This window comes from Roseateles sp. GW821-FHT09H11, assembly GCF_059415845.1.
The window spans coordinates 358,121-376,068 of the sequence record NZ_JBWKOA010000008.1 but is presented as its reverse complement, the minus strand read 5'-3'; the positions used below and the strand labels follow the sequence as shown (position 1 = coordinate 376,068).

The following is a 17,948-nucleotide window of genomic DNA, read 5'->3' as shown; positions in this document are numbered from 1 at the left end:
CCTCCGAACCTTGCATTCTCATAAAGATACAGGAGACTTTTCATGCACGCCTTCATCTGCGATGCGCAGCGCACCCCTTTCGGGCGTTACGGCGGCGCCCTGTCGTCGATTCGCGCGGACGATCTGGGTGCGGTACCGATCCAGGCCCTGATGGCGCGTCACCCGTCGTTGGACTGGGAAGCGCTGGACGACGTGTTCTACGGCTGCGCGAATCAGGCGGGCGAAGACAATCGCAACGTGGCGCGCATGTCCGCCCTGCTGGCTGGCCTGCCCATCGGCGCGCCCGGCGTGACGCTGAACCGGCTGTGCGGCTCCGGCATGGACGCCGTCGGCAGCGCCGCCCGAGCAATCCGGGCCGGTGAAGCCCATCTGATGATCGCCGGCGGCGTCGAAAGCATGAGCCGCGCGCCCTTCGTCATGCCCAAGGCGGAGACCGCATTCTCCCGCGCCAATGCCATCTACGACACGACCATCGGCTGGCGCTTCATCAATCCGAGGATGAAAGCGCAGTACGGCGTCGACGCGATGCCGGAAACGGCCGAGAACGTTGCCGTCGATTTCGCCATCGCGCGCGACGCGCAGGACCGCATGGCGCTTTCCAGCCAAACCAAGGCGCTGGCCGCGCAGCGCAACGGATTCTTTGACGCCGAGATCTGCCCGGTCACGATTCCCCAGAAGAAGGGCGACGCCGTCATCGTGCGCCAGGACGAGCACCCGCGCGAGACCAGCCTGGAGGCGCTGGCCAAGCTCAAGGGTGTCGTCCGACCGGACGGTAGCGTGACTGCCGGTAACGCGTCCGGTGTCAATGACGGCAGTTGCGCGCTGCTGATGTCCAGCGAAGCCGCGATCGCCCGGCACGGCCTGACCCCGCGGGCACGCGTGCTCGGCATGGCGACGGCCGGCGTTGCGCCGCGCATCATGGGCATCGGCCCTGCGCCGGCGACGCGGAAGGTCCTGGCCCAGGTGGGCCTGACCCTGGACCAGATGGACGTCATCGAGCTGAACGAAGCCTTCGCCGCCCAGGGCTTGGCGGTGCTGCGAGACCTCGGACTGCAGGACGACGACGCTCGCGTGAACCCCAACGGCGGCGCGATTGCGCTGGGCCACCCGCTCGGCGCCAGCGGCGCCCGGCTGGTCACGACGGCGATCAACCAGCTCCACCGCATCCAGGGCCGCTACGCACTGTGCACGATGTGCATCGGCGTGGGCCAGGGCATCGCGGTCGTCGTCGAGCGCGTCTGACCTGCTCAGGCGCCGATGGTGACCGGCTTCCTGTCCCTCGTTCATGGCTGAACGCGGCATTCCGAGAAGCGTTTGAGAATTCCAGCAGTCGCCCAGGTTGTCTGACCTCATTTTGGTGCAGGGCGAGAGCGCTGATCGAGCCAACCACTGCGCACGGACCCATAGCCAAAGGTTGGGGGCGGCAAAGAAATAGTCATGGGCGCACGTAGGACCACGTAGGCGCCAATCGCACACCGCGTGTGATACTGACTTCGTTTGATGGCGCATACCGCTCATATATGTAGGGTATGCGGTGACAAGCATGATGTCTGACTATTGACCGCCTGCTTAGCGACCACCGACCGCGGTTTCGCGCACCTTTTTCCCGCTGAACGCCCACGTACACCACCTGACCAAGGCGGTGGGGCGTTCTGCGCAGAAAACGCACCAATTTGATGCATGAGCGTGCGATTTGCGGATAAAACATTTGCCCTGGCAAACATTCTTCACAGGGTTGTCCCTATAGTCGTGGACATCACCTGCTTACGCCCAGCAGATTTGGGCGTCAAACGCACGTCCTCCCTCCCGCCATGTCCGCTGCACGAGCCCACGATGATGAACTGACCGCAATCCAAGCGGTCGTCCCCTCCCCTGACGCTGAAGTCCGTACCGGTCCGCTGAAGCGTGATCTGGTCGCCGGCCTGGAAAAAGGCCTGGCCGTGATCGAAGCCTTTGATCAGGAACGCCCCAGACTGACCATCAGCGAGGTCGCCGGCCGCACCGGCCTGACCCGCGCGGCCGCCCGCCGCTACCTGCTGACGCTGACCCATCTGGGCTTTGTCTCGCAGGACCGCAAGATGTTCGCGCTGACCCCGAAGGTGCTTCGCCTGGGCCAGAGCTACATGCACTCCGCCCGCCTGCCGCGCATCATCGAACCCGAGCTGCACAAGCTGGCGTATGCGATGAAGGAAGCTTCGTCGGCCGGCGTGCTGGACGGCAACGACGTGATCTGCATCTCGGCGACGAGCGCGGGCCGCGTGGTCTCCCCGACGCTGCAGCCGGGCACTCGCGTGCCGGCCTACTGCACCGGCAACGGCCGCGTGCTGCTGGCGGCTCAACCGCAAGCGGAAGTCGACGCCTTCATCGCCCGCCAGGAACTGACCGCGCTGACCCCGCACACGATCACGCATCCGGAACGCCTGCGCATCGAGATCGCCCGCGCCCGCGCCCAGGGCTACGCGCTGATCGACCAGGAGCTGGAGCAAGGCTTGCGCTCGGTGGCCGTGCCGCTGAAGAACTACAAGGGCGACACCGTGGCCGCGATGGCCATCAGCGTCCACGCGACGCGCATGAGCATGGAGCAGATGGTCGAGCACTGCCTGCCGCCGCTGCTGCAGGCGCAAGCGCACCTGCGCATGCTGCTCTGAGGCGTCCGGACTGCGCTCGAAAGCGCCAATGAAAAAGCGACCCGCGGGTCGCTTTTTTCATGTCCGGATCCAGGTCCGGTCGGTGCGAGCCTGCCGTTCAGGCCCACAGGCGCTGCCGCAGCAGCGGGCTGACGCGATAGCGCTCGCTGCGATACGCGTCGAAGAGCCCGTCGAGCATGTCGACGACGACCGGCGCGCCGAGCAGCGCGAGCCATTCGAAGGGGCCTGCCGGATAGTTGACGCCGAGTTTCATCGCCGTGTCGGCGCCGGCCTCGTCGCAGACCCCCTGCCAGACCGCGTCGGCGCCTTCGTTGACGAGCATCGCGATCGTCCGCGCGACGGCGAGACCAGGCACGTCGCGCAGGACCAGCGGCTCCCAGCCGAGGCTGCGCAGCAGCATTTCGGCGCGCGTCCGCAGCGCCGCCTCGATGCGCGGCGCAAAGGCGATGGCCAGGCCGTCGATGCGGTCCGGGACCAGTGGCCAGTCGATCACGGCCAGACCGGGCTGGCTGCGCTCATGCGCCAGCTGTGCGGCGCAACGCCCTCGAGTGAAGTGCAACTGCAGACCCTCGATGGCCACGCCCTGCCAGTCCGCCGTCAGATCGCGCTCGAACGTGACGCCGCGCGTCATCATCCAGTCGCCGAGCCGGTCGATCAACACGCCCTGTCCCGCCAGCGTGACCGGACCGACGTCCTCCTCGGCGGGAGCGGCCGGTGGCGCGACGGCGGGCACGCCGTTGTAAAAGCCCTTGCCGGACTTGCGTCCCAGCCGGCCGCCGTCGACCAGCGCCTTTTGCACCAGCGACGGCTGATATCGCTTGTCGCCGAAGTTGGCCTCGAATACCGACTGCGTCACCAGGTAGTTGGTGTCGTGTCCGATCAGATCCATCAACTCGCAAGGCCCCATGCGAAAGCCGGCGCCGCGCAGCGCGCGGTCCAGCTGCGCCGGTGACCCGGCCTGTTCCTGCAGCAATGCGAGCGTTTCGGCGTAGTACGGCCGCGCGATGCGGTTCACGATGAACCCCGGCGTCGACTTCGCGTGCACCGGCGTCTTGCCCCAGCGGCGCGACAACTGTTCGATCGCCGACGCGGCGGTGGAGGCGGTCTCCGCGCCCCCGACAACCTCGACGAGCTTCATCTGCGGCACTGGATTGAAGAAGTGCATGCCGACCAGGCGGCGCGGCGTCGCCATGCCGTTGGCGAGCGCGGTGATGCTGATGGAAGAGGTGTTGGACGCGATCAGCGCATCGGACGGCAGCAGGGCGTCGAGTTCACGCAACAGCGCCTGCTTGGGCTCGAGCTTCTCGACGATCACCTCGATCACAAGCGCTGCGTCTTTCAACTCAACCGTCGCGGCGGCCGGCGAGAGCCGACCCATCACCGCGTCGCGCTCGGCCGCCTCCAGGCGTCCCTTGGACACGAGTCCGTCGAGCGCCTTGCCGATCTGCGCGATCGCCGCAGCGGCGGCGCCCTCACGCAGATCCATCAGCTGGACCGGGTGACCGGCCTGCGCCGCCACCTGCGCGATGCCCGCGCCCATCACGCCCGCGCCGATCACCGCCACCGGCGCCTGCGCGGCTTCGGCCGTCGCAATGCGCCAGGATCCCGTCGATTTCGCCATTGCTGTCTCCTGATCTTCTCTTCGTGTCTCGCTATCGATCCTGCGAAGCGGCGCATCGCGCGCCGACCCGCGTCCTGTCACCGCTACGCTGCACCGTCGGGCTTCGGCACCCAGTCGGGCGGTCGTTTGGCGAGGAATGCGGCGAAGCCCTCCTTCGCCTCGGCGCCCATGCGCACGCGGGCGATGGTCTGGGCCGTCAGTTCGCGGACCTCGCCGCTCACCGGTCCGACCTCGAGCTGCGCGAACAGCGTCTTGATCTCCGCCTGCGCCTGAGGGCCGTTCATCAGCAGCTCCGCGATCCAGCGCTCAACGGCGCCGTCAAGTCCGCCGGCCGCGTCGCTCTCGACGACCTCATGCAACAGGCCGATTCTCAGTGCCTCGGCGGCGGGAATGCGACTGGCGGTCAACGCCAGCCGACGCGCCTCACGCGGGCCGACGGCGTTGATCACGTAGGGGCCGATCACCGACGGAAGGATCCCGAAGCGGGCCTCGCTGACGGCGAACTGCGCGCCCGCCGTGGCGACGGCGATGTCACAGGCCAGCGTCAATCCGACGCCCCCACCCAGCGCCACGCCGTGGACTTTCGCGATCGTCGGTTTCGGGCAGCGGGCGATGCGGTCCAGCATGCCGGAGAATCGGCGCGCGTCCTCGACGTTCCACGCCTGCGTCGCTTCCGACGCACGCTTCATCCATTGGAGATCGGCACCGGCGCTGAAGGCCTTGCCGGCGCCCTCCAGCACCACGATCCGGACGGCAGGATCCTGGCCAAGTCGCACGAAAGCGGCATCGAGATCCGCGATCATCGCTTCATCGAAGGCGTTGAACACCTCGGGCCGGTTCATCGTCACGCGGGTCACGCCACGCGTGTCGGTCGATATCTGCAGGGTCTCCACGATGCAGTCTCCGTTGTGATCGACGGAGTATCGCAGCCCGACCGGTCGGTCGAAAAATCAACCCGAACGTTCGTTCATTCCCGCCAGACTTCCTCGACCAGCTCGCGCAGCGCGGTCAGCGCATGCTCTTCGGGGCCATCCTTCTGGAGCCAGCACAGCCAGGTCTCGTCCTGCCAGTGCGGCCAGATGCGCAACTCGCCGGCGTCGACGGCGGCCTGCGCCTGATCCAGCCGGAGCACCGCGGCGCCGAGGCCGCTGGCGACCATGCCGCGCACGGCGGCTTCGGTCTCGGCCATCAGGCTGTGCGGCGGCTCGCGACCAGCGCTCTGGAAGAGGCGTTCGGCCGCGGCGCGCAGACCGCAGTCCACCGGCGTGCCGATCCACGGCAGCGACAGCAGCGCGTCGCGCGACACCGGCCAATCGCGGTCCGCGAAGCGGCGCGGCACCGCGACCGCGAGTTCCATCCGTCGCAGGCGATTGACGATCAGCCCATCGGCGGTCTCGCCGTCATGGAGCACGTACGCACAATCGACCTCGCCCCGGCGCAGCGCCTGCACGCTGTGCAGCGACAGACGCTGCATCAACTGCAGACCGATTCCGGGATGCCGTTCCGCCAGCTTGACCAGCACCTCGCCCAAGCGCAGCGAGATCGGGTCGCTGACCGTGCCCATGCGCAGCACGCCCTGGACGTCGCCGCGGATCTGCGCCGCCGCCTGGCGCAGGCGCTGCGCGGCGTCCAGCGTCCGTCGAGCTTCCTCGGCCAGCTTCTCGCCGGCGATCGTCAGTGTCATGCCGCGCGAGCTGCGTTCGAACAGCTGGACGCCGAGCTCCTCCTCCAGCGCCTTGATCTGCGCGCTGACGGCGGGCACGGACGTGAACACCTTCTCCGCGGCGCGGGTCAGGTTGCGTTCGGCCACGACGGCCAGAAAACTCTTCAGCTGGTACAGCTCCATGGGTCCGCATTCTGACAAGCCGCCGCGGGACCGTTGTTCACATTCTCGGAACGCGTGTTCCAAAGATGCGCATGGAACCCGCGCGAGGCGGCGCCCAGACTTCCCTCCCATCGAAGTCTTGCGAAAGCGAAGGGCGCCATGAGCCTCTCCAACCCCTATGCCGCCACCGTCGCGATGCTGTTCGCGGCGATCTCGTGGGGCAGCCTGTTCCTCGTCGGCAAGCCGGTGCTGAGCCGGCTCGATCCCATCTGGTTCACGGCGGTGCGCTACCTGCTCGCGGGTGTCGGCATGACGCTGCTGGTCGTCTTCTTCGGCGAACGGCCCTGGGCCAAGCTCCGCGCCCACTGGGGCACGCTGACGCGCTACGGCGTGCTGGGCTACGGCTTCTTCGGCATCCTGGTGCTGGAGGGGCTGAAGCTGTCGCTGCCCTCGCACGGCGCGGTGCTGATGGCGACGTTGCCGATGACGACGATCCTCCTGCGCTGGCTGCTCGACGGTCAGCGGCCGGGTATCGCGGTGGCCGGCGCGGCGATGCTGGCGCTCAGCGGCGTCATCCTCGTCTCCGGCGTGCTGGGGCGCACCGACGGTCCGCCGCACATGCTGCTCGGCGACGCGCTGACGTTGCTGGGCACGGTCGGCTGGGTGCTCTACACGCGGGGCGCGGCGAAGGTGCCGGACCTCAGTCCGCTGGAATACACCGGCCTGACCGCCATCGCGGCGCTGCCCTGGCAGGTGGCCTTCGCGCTCGTCGCCACCGCCGGCGGCTGGATCGACGCGCCTGCCTGGCAGGACGTGACGACCGTCGCGCCGCATCTGATCTACATCGCGGCAGTGCCCACGGTGGCGGCGGTGGTCGCGTTCAACTTCGGCGTGCGGCAACTGGGCGCTTCGCGCGGGACACTGTTCCTGAACGGCGTGCCGGTGTCGGCACTGCTGATGAGCGTCGCGCTGGGCCAGCATCCGGCCATGCAGGAATGGATCGGCGCGGCGCTCGTCATCGCGGCCCTCACGCTGAGCACGCGGTCGCCGGCATCGGCAGCGCCGGCCATCGGCCTCAACGGCCTCAACGGCCTCACCGGAACAGCGGACCGTGCCTCCGGTAAAGCGGAGGTAAAGGTCGGGGCGATGGCGAGTACCGGCGGGCGGTGCGCAGCCACTTGAGGCGCCTCCCGGCAAGCTGGAAAGCCCCGGTGCGACGGGCGCCACAGACGGCCTCATGCCTTTTGTCATGGGGCTGTCTTCTGGCATAGGCTGGCGGCCTCGTCGGGCCCGGCCCGCGCTCAAGAGCTGCTTGCGATGAAGAATGTCCTCCGCCTCACCACCCTCGCCCTGCTGATGCAGCTGGGCGGCTTCGCGATGGCGGCACAGCCGCAATCGGGTCTGGATCTCAAGGGTTACGACAAGTCGGTCCGCCCGCAGGACGACCTCTTCCGCGCCGCCAACGGCCACTGGCTCTCGACCACCGAGATCCCCGCCGACAAGTCCTCCTACGGCGCCTTCCACCTGCTGGCGGATCTCTCCGACAAGCGGGCCCGCTCGATCATCGAGGACCTCTCGAAGAAGAAGGCCAAGGCCGGCACCGTCGAGCAGAAGATCGGCGACTACTACGCCGCCTACATGAACACCGCGGCGATCGACAAGGCCGGCCTCGCGCCGGTGAAGCCGCTGCTGGACAGCATCGCGGCGATCCAGACACGCGAGCAGCTGGCCACCTGGCTGGGTGCGCAGACCGGCGTCGTCGACTTGCCGGTGCCGCTGGGCATCGAGGCCGACTACCAGGACCCGACCATCAACCGCCTGCAGACCTGGCAAGGCGGCCTGGGCCTGCCGGACCGCGACTACTACCTGAAGAAGGACGACGAGCGCCTGTCCAAGGCGCGCGGCGCCTACGTCGACTACCTGCAGAAGCTGGCGAAGGCCGCGGGCATCGCGGATCCGGCGGGCAGCGCGCAGCGCGTGCTGGCACTCGAGGAGCGTCTGGCCCAGGTGCAATGGGACAAGGTCGAGCTGCGCGATCCGCAGAAGACCTACAACCCGATGACGCCGGCCGAGCTGGCGCAGAAGGCGCCGGGCTTCGACTGGAACGCCTTCTTCACCGCCGCCTCGCTGCCGGGCCTGGACAAGCTCTCCGCTTCGCAGCCGAGCTACCTGACGGGCGCCGCGAAGATCCTGGGCGAAGCGCCGCTGGACGACCTCAAGCTCTACCTGACCTTCCGCACGATCGACGCCAACGCCTCGACGCTGCCCAAGGTCTACCGCGACGCGCACTTCGCCTTCCACGGCGCGGCGCTGACCGGCGCGAAGAGCCCGCTGCCGCGCTGGCAGCAGGCGGTGGGCAACGTCAACGGCGCGCTGGGCGAGGCCGTCGGCGAGGTCTACGTCACGCGCTACTTCCCCGCCGCGGACAAGGCGCGGATGGTGGAGCTGGTGAACAACCTGCTGGCCTCGTACAAGGAGTCGATCGACAAGCTGAGCTGGATGACGCCGTCGACCAAGGCGCAGGCGCAGGACAAGCTGTCGAAGTACATGGTGAAGATCGGCTACCCCGACGTCTGGCGCGACTATGCCGCGCTGGAAGTCAAGGCGGGCGACGCGGTGGGCAACAACCTGCGCGCATCGACCTTCGAATGGAAACGCCAGGCCGCCAAGGCCAGCAAGCCGGTCGATCGGCGCGAATGGCTGATGACGCCGCAGACGGTCAACGCGTACTACAACCCGACGCTCAACGAGATCGTCTTCCCGGCCGCCATCCTGCAACCGCCCTTCTACAACACCAAGGCGGACGATGCGGTGAACTACGGTGCCATCGGCGCGGTGATCGGGCATGAAATCAGCCACGGCTTCGACGACCAGGGCAGCCAGTTCGACGGTGACGGCAAGCTGCGCAACTGGTGGACCGACGACGACCGCAAGGCCTTCGACGCGATCGGTGCAAAGCTGGTCGCGCAGTACGAGGGGTACGAGCCCATCGCCGGCAAGCACCTGAACGGCAAGCTGACGCTGGGCGAGAACATCGCCGACCTGTCCGGCCTGCAGATCGCCTACAAGGCCTACCTGCGCTCGCTGGGCGGCAAGCCGGCCCCGGTGATCGACGGCTACACGGGTGAGCAGCGCTTCTTCATGGGCTGGTCGCAGGCCTGGCGCGAGAAGGCGCGTGACGAGCGCAAGCTGCAACTGCTGACGATCGATCCGCACTCGCCGCCGGAGTTCCGTGCCAACGGTGCCGCCGTCAACCACGACGGTTTCCACGAGGCCTTCAAGACCAAGCCGGGCGACAAGATGTTCAAGCCCAGCGAGGACCGCATCCGGATCTGGTAACACCTGACCCCGCAACGGACGGCCGGCGACTACCAAGTCCCCGGCCGTTTTTCATCGCAGCCCTCGGTCGCCACCTTCGCAGTCCTCGGTCGCAAACCCGTGGAAGGATGACAGTGATGGGGGACGGCGATGCGTGGGGTTTTGGCGCTTGACGCCAAGGCCCCATGCATCGGCGGCCAACGCCCCGAGCGAAGAAGGACAACCGCCCTCAGTGCGTCAGCACATCCCGGTCAAGCGCGCGGCTTGCACCGAGCAACGGCGCCTGATCCGCCTCGTGGACGACGAACGTGGGGATTGCTCGCAGATATGACGTCAATCGTCCACAGGTCTCGAAACGCGTCCGGAACGGGCTGCGATCGAACCACTCGCCGAGGCGAGGCACGATGCCACCGCCGATGTAGAGCCCGCCGCGCGCGCCCAGCGTGAGCGCGACGTGGCCGGCGATGTCGCCGAGCAGCGCGCAGAACATGCTGACGACGTCGCTGCTGAAGGGTTCGCCGGCGAGCGCGGCGGCGGTGATGGCCGGCGCGGTCCGACCTTCGCCGGGTGCGAGCTTGAGTCCGCGCAGTTCGGCGAGCGCCGTGTAGAGATTTTCAAGTCCAGGCCCGGACACCGCGCGCTCCGCCGACACATGACCGAAGCGACGATGCAGCAGGTCGAGCACGGCACGCTCCTCGGGCTCGTACGACGAGAGCGTCGCATGCCCGCCCTCACCGCCGACGGCGACCATCGAGGTCCCATCCTCGGACGGCAGCAGTCCCGAGACGCCCAATCCTGTCCCTGGTCCGACCAACCCACGCGCCGCACCGACGACGGCTTCGCCGCCACCGACCTTGCGCGTCGACTGCGGCCCGATCGTCGGCAACGCCAGCGCCAGCGCCGTGAAGTCGTTGATCACCAGCAGCCGCTCCGCCCCGAGCGCCGACTGCAGCGCCCGCGTGGAGAAGCTCCAGTGGTGATTGGTCATCCGGACATGGTCGCCGGTGACCGCTGTCGCGATGCCGATCGCGCAGCTGCGCGGCGTCGGCAGGCCCTCGCGATGCAGGTGATAGAAGATGGCGTCCGCGAGCGTGTCGAAGTCCTGGCAGACATACCGCGCCACGTGTTCCAGCGGCTCGGCCGCACCGCCCTGGCTGGCGAAACGCACGTGCGTCGCGCCCACATCCGCCAGCAACCGCGCTGGCGCCGTTGCGCCCTGTGTCATGCCTTGTGCTCCTTCACCGATGCTCCATGCGTTTGCGGGGCAAGTGGGTCGCCTGCCCCGAAAAGTCATGGATGCTGCCACAGTCCGTCGCCGGATCCCGGTGACGGACGCCGTTGCGGCCGGTGTTTAGCGCGTCGCGCTCAACGTCCCCATCAACGCGCCTTTCAACGCGCCCGTCAGCGACCGGCCTTGAATGCCGCGATCGCGTCGCGATACCAGTGCGCGCTGTCCTTGGCCAGCCGCTGCTGCGACGCATAGTCGACGTGGAACAACCCGAAGCGCTTGAGATAGCCCGAGTTCCACTCGAAGTTGTCCAGCAGGCTCCAGTAGAAATAGCCACGCACGTCCGCGCCCAGCGCCACCGCCTGCGCCAGCGCTTCCAGGTGGCCGCGCAGGTAGGCGATGCGCGCCGCGTCAGGCACGCGGCCGTCGACGACGCTGTCCGCGTTGGCCATGCCGTTCTCGGTGATGACGATCGGCGGCGGCGTGTACTCGCGCGTGATGCGCAGCAGGTGCTGGGTCAGCGCCTGCGGGTAGATCTCCCAGCCCATGTCGGTGAAGCCGAGCTCCCCCGGCGGCGTCACGAACTGCTGCTGCCCGTTGAGCACGCTGCGGGTGTAGAAGTTGATGCCCAGGAAGTCCAGCGGCTGCTGGATCAGCGCGAGGTCGCCGTCCTGGATCTTCGGCGCGTCGGCGCCCAGGTGTTCGACGATGTCCGCCGGGTACTGGCCGCGGAACACCGGGTCCATGTACCAGCGCACGTTGGTGCCGTCGTCGATGCGCGCGGCGCGGCGGTCGTCCTCGCTCAGCGGGTCGGCCGGGAAGGACGGCGTGTGGTTCAGCACGATGCCGAGCTGGGCCTTGGAACCGACCGCGCGCATCGCCTGCATCGCGGCGCCGTGCATCATCAGCAGGTGGTGCGAGACCTGGTAGGCCTCGGCCCGATTGGTATGGCCGGGCGCGAACTGCGCCGTCTCGTAGCCCAGCGTGGCCGAGCACCACGGCTCGTTCAGCGTGGCGATCGTCGACAACCGGTCGCCGAAGCGCCGCGCGATCTCGGCGGCGTACTCGGCGAACAGCGGGACCACGTCGCGCGACAGCAGCCCGCCGATCGAATCGTCCAGCGCCTGCGGCAGGTCCCAGTGGTAGAGCGTCGCGTTGGGCTTGATGCCTGCGGCGAGCAGTTCGTCGATCAGCCGGTCGTAGAACGCGAAGCCGGCCTCGTTCCACGCGCCGCGTCCCAGCGGCTGCACGCGCGGCCAGGAGAACGAGAAGCGGTAGGCGTCCAGCCCCAGCCACTTCATCAGCTTCACGTCCTCGGGATAACGGCGGTAGTGGTCGCAGGCCACGTCGATGTTGGACGCGTCCTTGATGCGGCCCGGCTGGGCGCAGAAGCGGTCCCAGATCGACTCGCCCTTGCCGTCCTCGCGGGCCGCGCCCTCGATCTGCGCGGCGCTGGTGGCGGAGCCCCATTGGAAGTCCGCGGGCAACGACTGGATCAGCGATTGGAAGGTGGCGGTGTCTGCGGCGGGGTTGGCGTCGTTCGCGTGCATGGTGGTGGCAGTCGTGGTCGAAGAGATCGAGGGAATCGAAGAGGTCGAAGGAATCGCGGGAGAGGACATGGCGTTTCCGGCGGTCGGTTGCGGGGAGCGTGCCGGCCTCAGCCGCGCACGGCTCCCGAGGTCAGCCCGGCGACCAGCCGCCGGGCGCTGAAGAAGTACGCCACCAGCAGCGGCAGCATCGCGATGGCGCTGCCGATCATCAGCGCGCCCCATTCGGTGTTGTTGGGAGCCTGCATCGAGCGCAGCGCCAGCGGCAGCGTGTAGTTCTCGGCCGAGCGCATGACGACCAGCGGCGCGACGAAGTTGTTCCAGCTCGCGATGAAGGTGATCAGCCCCAGCGTGCCCAGCGCGGGCGTCAGCAGCGGCAGCACGATGCTCCAGAAGATGCGCAGCTCGCCGCAGCCGTCGATGCGTGCGGCGTCGATCAGGTCGGGCGGGATCGCGGAGCCGATGTACTGCCGCATCAGGAAGATGCCCAGCGCGCTCGCGGCCGCCGGCACATACAGCGCGCGGGGCTCGTCGATCCAGCCCAGCGCGTCCATCACCATGAAGCTCGGGATCATGTGCAGGAAGGCCGGCAGCATCATCGAGCCGAGCACGATCGCGAAGAGCGTGCGCTTGAAGCGGAACTCGTAGATCGCGAAGGCGTAACCGGCCAGCGAGCACAACAGCAGGTTCAGCGCCGTCGTCATCGACGCGACGTAGAGGCTCATCCCGAGGTTGCGCCAGAACGGCAGGCGCTCCTCGAGCAGCCGCAGGTTCGAAGGTGCGGCGTCGCCGAACCACAGCGGCGGCGGCGTATTGAAGATGTCCGTGCGGCCATGCGTCGCGAAGACGAAGGTGAAGTACAGCGGCGCCACCAGCAGCAGCGCGCCCCCGGCGACGATCAGCCCCGCCAGCCAGTTCTTCTTACCGCGTGTCATGGCGACTCCGCGGATCGCGGCCGAAGAGCCGCGCGTTGACCCAGGTCAGCACGGCGATCAGCACGAACATCAACCACGACATCGCCGACGCGGTGCCGAAGTCGCCGTCCGAGAACGCCGTCCGGTACATGAAGATCGCCGTCGTCATCACCGACGACGCGACGCCCTTCTCGCCGTCGACGAGGATGAACGGCTCCTCGAACAGCTGCAGGTTGCCGATGATCGTCAGCGTCACCGCGAAGAACATCATCGGCTTGAGCAGCGGCAGCGTCACGTGCCAGAACTGCTGCCACTCGGTCGCGCCGTCCAGCGTCGCCGCCTCGTAGAGGTCCTTGTCGATGACCTGCAGGCCCGACAGATAGAGCACGAGGTTCCAGCCCAGGTAGCGCCAGAACACGACGAAGGCCACGGCGGGTCGCGTGACGTCGGCGTCTCCCAGCCAGTCGATGCCGCCGTCCTTCAGCGCCGTCAGCGAGGCCAGCGGACTGCCGATGAAAGGGATGCGCGTCAGCTCGGCCAACGCGGCGTTGATCAGGCCGTAGTCCTTGGAATACAGCGTGGTGAAGATCAGCGCGATCGCGACGCTCGACGTGATGTACGGGACGAAATACGCGCCGACGATCAGATCCCGGCCGCGCTTGAAGCGGCGATGGATGAAGAACGCCAGAGGCAGTGCCACCAGGTGCTGCGGGACGCCGGCCACCAGCGCGAACCAGGCGGTGTTGTAGAGCGCGTCCCAGAACCACGGGTCGGTGAGCGCGTAGCCGTAGTTCTCCAGCCCGACCCAGTGCATCGTGTGCAGGCCCTCGGCCGGATTCCACTGCTGCAGCGACAGGTAGATCGAGAACACCAGCGGGAACAGGCTGAACACCAGGAACAGCGCGAAGAACGGCGCGATGAACAGGTAAGGCGCGAGACGCCGCGAGCGCAGCGCCGGCAGGCGGAACGATGGCCAGCGCAGGGCGGACAGCGAGGGGAATCGACGCGCAGACATGCGTGTGACCTCAGCGGCGGCGCGCGCGGCGTTCGATGAGATGGCGCGCGTCGGCCAGGGCCTCCGCGATGGCCTTGCCCTTGGCGATGACGCGCTCGAACTCGTCGCGGATCACCGTCGTGGCCAGCGCGTCGAAGCGGTTCACCGGGATCGCGGGGATCTGCGACGCGGTCTCGCGCCACAGCTGGCGCGCGCGCTGGCCGCCAAGGAAGGCGATCGGTTCGTCCATCACCGGATCGCGCAGCACCGCGCGCATCGCGGGGAAGCTGTCGAGCACCTTCAGCGACTCGAGCTGCACCTGCGCGTCGGCCGTCATCAAGCGGATGAAGTCCCAGGCGGCCGTCTTGTTGGCGGCCTTCTTCGGGATCGCATAGAACGATCCGCCGTAGGCCGCCTGCACGCCGCCGGGCAGCGGCGCCGAACGCCACAGCCCCGCCGTCTGCGGCGCGATCCAGTTGCGCAGTTGGCCGACCAGCCACGCGCCCATCATCTGCGTCGCGATGCGGCCCTGCTTGAAGCCGGCCGCCCAGTCGTTGGTCCACGCGATCGCGCGCGCGTCCAGGCCCGCGCGGCGCGCGGCGCGGCCGAGCTCGAACGCGTGGCGGAAGCGGGCCGATTCGACGAGCACGCGGCCCTCCGCATCGAAGTAGAGCCCCTCGCCGTCCTGGATCCCCTGGCGCAGCGCGATGTCGCGCAGGTCGGCCGCATCGGCCATCAGGTACGCGCCGGTGGCCTTGCGGATGCGCTCGCCGGCGGCGAGGTACGAGGACCAGTCGCGGGTGATCTCCGCCTCGCTGACACCGGCCCGGTCGAGCAGGTCCTTGCGATAGATCAGCGTGCCGGGGCCGATGTCGGCGGGGATCGCGACCTGCGCGCCGGTCGGCCCCACGCCCTGCGCCATTGCGAAGCGGACGTACTCGTCCGCATGCGCGGCCGCGTTGAACGGCGCCTGGTTCAGGTCGACGAATCCGCCCGAGCCGGCGAACTTGCCGATGTAGCGCAGGTCGATGGCCATCACGTCGGGCAGGCCGGAGCCGGTCGCCAGCGCGGTCGTCATCGACAGGTGGTGATCGGCGTACTGCATCGACAGCAACTTGAGCTCGACGTCCGGATGCAGCGCGCGCCAGCGCGGCGCGGCAGCGATCGCGGCGCGATCGAGATCGGGGAATGTGGCGACGCGCAGCACCAAGGTCGGCGTGCGCGTCGGGAGCACCTGGGCCGCCGCAGCGAGCGAGGCAGGAACGGCGGCGGCCACCCCGGCAGCCAGCAGCGCGCACGCTGCCGATCGCCGGTTCAGGTGGACAGTCGGCACAGCGCTCAGAAGTTGTAGCCCGCGTTCACGCCGAAGGTGCGAGGCGCCGCGTACTGCGCGGTCCAGACCGGATTGGCGAAGCTGACCGCGCTGCCGGCGCTGGTCTTGATCTTCTCGTCCGAGACGTTGCGCACGAAGCCGTCGACGTACCAGTTCTTCTTCGACGTGTAGCGGACGCTGATGTCCGCCGTCGAATAGGCTTTCTGCCGATCGCCCTCGCCCAGGTTGAACACCGACAGCCAGTTGGCCGACTGGTAGTGGTAGCTGATGCGCGGCGCGACCTGATCGCCGTTGGCGAGCGGGAAGACGTGTTCGTACATCAGCTGGATCGCCACCTTCGGCGCGTGCGGCAGCTCGTTGCCGGTGACGTTCAGGCAGGTGCCGCCCAGCGTCGGGTCGAAGCAGGTCGGCAACTGGTAGTCGTTGGACGCGGCCACCAGCGCGCCGAGCTTGGTCTTCGTGTACGAGGCCGACAGCATCAGCTTGTCGTCGTTGGTGATCATCCAGGCGGTCTCGAGCTCGAGACCGGACACCTTCGCGCCCTCCGCGTTGGAGTACGCGAACTGGCGGTTGCCGTTGACGATCACCGGCGCGCTGAACTGGAAGTCCTTGAACTTCATGTGGTACGCGCTGACGTTGAAGGTCATGCGGCCGTCCAGCAGCGAAGTCTTGTAGCCGACCTCGTAGTTGGTGAGCGTCTCCGGACCGTAGGGCAGGCCGCCGTCGCCGGTGCCGCCGGACTTGTAGCCGGTGGACACGCTGCCGTAGGCCATCGAGTTCTTGTCGATGTCGTAGGTCGCGCGCGCCAGCCAGGTGGTCTTGCTGCCCTTGTAGTGCGCGTCGTTGATGTTGCCGGCCTGGTAGCCGTTGGCCGGATCGGTGGGATCGATCGTCGGATTGAGCGGGATCTGCGGCGCCGCCGCGTTGTATGCCCAGGTCCAGCCGCGGCCGCCGATGTTCTTGCGGTCGTCGTGCGTGTAGCGCAGGCCGCCGGTCAGGTGGAACGCGTCGGTCAAGTTCCAGGTCGCCTGGCCGAAGGCGGCCTTCGAATCGACCGTCTCCTTGGGCTGGATGAACGAGCCCTGCCAGCTCACCGTGCCCTGCTGCGTCCCGTTCATGATCGGGATGTCGAAGCGGATGCCGTTGTCCTCGGCCGCGTAGTACAGGCCCAGCACCCAGTCGATGGTCTGCTTCTGCGTGCTCTGCAGCGTCAGCTCATGGCTCTGGCTGCGGTAGCTGGTCCAGACGGTGTTGTCTTCCTGGTGGTTGGCGCCGGTCGTGAAGCTGGTCGGCATCTGCACGCCGAGGTCCTGGTCGTAGGTGCCCGAGCCCTTGAAGTGCGTGTAGCCCGCGACGTAGGCCAGCGACATGCCGCCCATGTCGTACTCGGCGCGGCTGCGGATCGACGTGGAGTCGCGCTTGAGCGACGGCGCCGTGTCGATCAGCGCGGACCAGAACTTCTGGCCTTCGCGCGGCGTCTGCATCAGGCTCATCGCCGGCGTGCCACGGTCGGCGAACTGCTCGACCGACACGTCCCAGCGGAAGGCCTTGATCGGCTGCCAAAGGAAGCTCAGGCGCGCGGCGGTCTGGTCCTGCGCGTTGTACTTCGGTCCGCCGGTGGTGAACAGGTTGTAGTTGATCGGCTGGAACGGCGGGAAGGTGCCGCCCGTGTTGCCCGCGTTGTACGCCGCCTGCTGCTGCGCCAGCGTGTACTGCGTGGGCTTCTGGTAGTCGACGTAGCCGTCGTGCTGCTCGTGGATGAAGGCCACGCGCGCGGCGAGCGTGTCGCCCAGCGGGATGTTGATCGCGCCCTTCGCGCCCAGGCGGTTGTAGCTGCCGGTGCCGAGCTCGACGTAGCCGGTGTTGTCCTTCAACACCGGCTTGGCCGTCTTCATGTTGATCGTGCCGACGGTGGAGTTGCGTCCCCACAGCGTGCCCTGCGGGCCGCGCAGCACTTCGATGCCGTCGAGGTCGAACAGCATGGTCGCGGCGCCCTCGGGCCGCGGCGCGAAGACGCCGTCGACGAACAGCGCGACCTCGGGGTCGGCGTACTCGGTCTTGGCGGAGTCGTTGCCGATGCCGCGCAGCGTGATGCTCACGATGCCGTGGTCGCCCTGCCCGGTGCCCTGCATGCTGGGCACGAGGTTGAACACGTCAAGCATGCTCTTGACGTGGGCGTCGTCGATGGTCGACGCGCTGATCGCGGTCACCGCGATCGGGGTCTTCTGCAGCGAGGTGCTGCGCTTGGTCGCCGTGACGACGACCTGCGGCAGCGCCTTGTTCTCCTTGGCGTCGGTCGAGGACGCGGAGCTGCTGCTTTCGGCCTGCGGCGCAGGCGCGGGAGCTTCGGTCGATTGGGCGTGGGCGGCGCCGGCCATCAGCGCGAGGACCGCGATCTGGACAGGCGTGGACAGGCCGAGGCGCGGCCGGCGGATGAGGCGGTCAGTCATGTTGTCTCCTGGTGGGCTTTCGATACGAAGCTCTGTTCCGGGTCTTGTTCTTGTAATTTGAGTGCATCGT

At 67.9% G+C, this 17,948-nt stretch carries 13 protein-coding genes; 4 read left to right on the top strand and 9 right to left on the bottom strand.

What is annotated here, in order from left to right; genetic code table 11:
* The first annotated feature begins 42 nt into the window (after positions 1-42).
* Together pcaF and AC07PR_RS25800 are read left to right on the top strand one after the other, a co-directional pair.
* Complete coding sequence (gene pcaF / locus AC07PR_RS25805; protein WP_377159675.1) at positions 43-1,242, top strand: 3-oxoadipyl-CoA thiolase; 1,200 nt, start codon at positions 43-45, stop codon at positions 1,240-1,242.
* Positions 1,243-1,811: 569 nt separating this feature from the next.
* Complete coding sequence (locus AC07PR_RS25800) at positions 1,812-2,648, top strand: IclR family transcriptional regulator domain-containing protein (protein ID WP_377159673.1); 837 nt, start codon at positions 1,812-1,814, stop codon at positions 2,646-2,648.
* Between the two features lie 97 nt (positions 2,649-2,745).
* On the opposite strand, the gene AC07PR_RS25795 is transcribed toward AC07PR_RS25800, so the two are convergent.
* From AC07PR_RS25795 to AC07PR_RS25785, 3 genes are all read right to left on the bottom strand, one after another.
* Positions 2,746-4,269 (bottom strand): 3-hydroxyacyl-CoA dehydrogenase, encoded by a 1,524-nt coding sequence (locus tag AC07PR_RS25795; protein WP_495136997.1) that lies wholly within the window; start codon positions 4,267-4,269, stop codon positions 2,746-2,748.
* Positions 4,270-4,352: 83 nt separating this feature from the next.
* Complete coding sequence (locus tag AC07PR_RS25790; RefSeq protein WP_483108006.1) at positions 4,353-5,162, bottom strand: enoyl-CoA hydratase-related protein; 810 nt, start codon at positions 5,160-5,162, stop codon at positions 4,353-4,355.
* A gap of 74 nt (positions 5,163-5,236) precedes the next feature.
* Positions 5,237-6,115: a LysR family transcriptional regulator gene (locus AC07PR_RS25785; RefSeq protein WP_495136996.1), complete on the bottom strand. Its 879-nt coding sequence runs from the start codon at positions 6,113-6,115 to the stop codon at positions 5,237-5,239.
* 138 nt (positions 6,116-6,253) lie between these two features.
* Between AC07PR_RS25785 and AC07PR_RS25780 the strand changes: the two genes are divergently transcribed.
* Entirely contained in the window at positions 6,254-7,276 is a 1,023-nt protein-coding gene (locus tag AC07PR_RS25780; RefSeq protein WP_495136995.1) for a DMT family transporter, read from the top strand.
* Between the two features lie 135 nt (positions 7,277-7,411).
* Positions 7,412-9,433 carry a M13 family metallopeptidase gene (locus AC07PR_RS25775; protein ID WP_377159663.1) on the top strand — a complete coding sequence of 674 codons (2,022 nt, stop codon included), beginning with the start codon at positions 7,412-7,414 and terminating at the stop codon, positions 9,431-9,433.
* A 208-nt stretch (positions 9,434-9,641) separates the two neighbouring features.
* Here the strand turns inward: AC07PR_RS25775 and glk are convergent, their stop codons facing one another.
* The 6 genes from glk to AC07PR_RS25745 all read right to left on the bottom strand — a co-directional run bounded on the left by glk (position 9,642) and on the right by AC07PR_RS25745 (position 17,878).
* Entirely contained in the window at positions 9,642-10,637 is a 996-nt protein-coding gene (glk, locus tag AC07PR_RS25770) for a glucokinase (RefSeq protein WP_377159661.1), read from the bottom strand.
* A gap of 176 nt (positions 10,638-10,813) precedes the next feature.
* Entirely contained in the window at positions 10,814-12,190 is a 1,377-nt protein-coding gene (locus AC07PR_RS25765) for a GH1 family beta-glucosidase (protein WP_495136994.1), read from the bottom strand.
* A 107-nt stretch (positions 12,191-12,297) separates the two neighbouring features.
* Entirely contained in the window at positions 12,298-13,122 is an 825-nt protein-coding gene (locus tag AC07PR_RS25760) for a carbohydrate ABC transporter permease (protein ID WP_377159657.1), read from the bottom strand.
* Entirely contained in the window at positions 13,109-14,116 is a 1,008-nt protein-coding gene (locus AC07PR_RS25755; protein ID WP_377159654.1) for a carbohydrate ABC transporter permease, read from the bottom strand. The genes AC07PR_RS25760 and AC07PR_RS25755 overlap by 14 nt, the downstream gene beginning before the upstream one ends.
* Positions 14,117-14,126: 10 nt before the next feature.
* The gene (locus AC07PR_RS25750) at positions 14,127-15,371 is read right to left on the bottom strand and encodes an ABC transporter substrate-binding protein (protein WP_495136993.1); all 1,245 of its coding nucleotides are present in this window, start codon (positions 15,369-15,371) and stop codon (positions 14,127-14,129) included.
* A gap of 62 nt (positions 15,372-15,433) precedes the next feature.
* On the bottom strand, positions 15,434-17,878 hold the full coding sequence (locus AC07PR_RS25745) for a TonB-dependent receptor (protein ID WP_495136992.1): 2,445 nt from the start codon (positions 17,876-17,878) through the stop codon (positions 15,434-15,436).
* Positions 17,879-17,948: the final 70 nt, after the last annotated feature.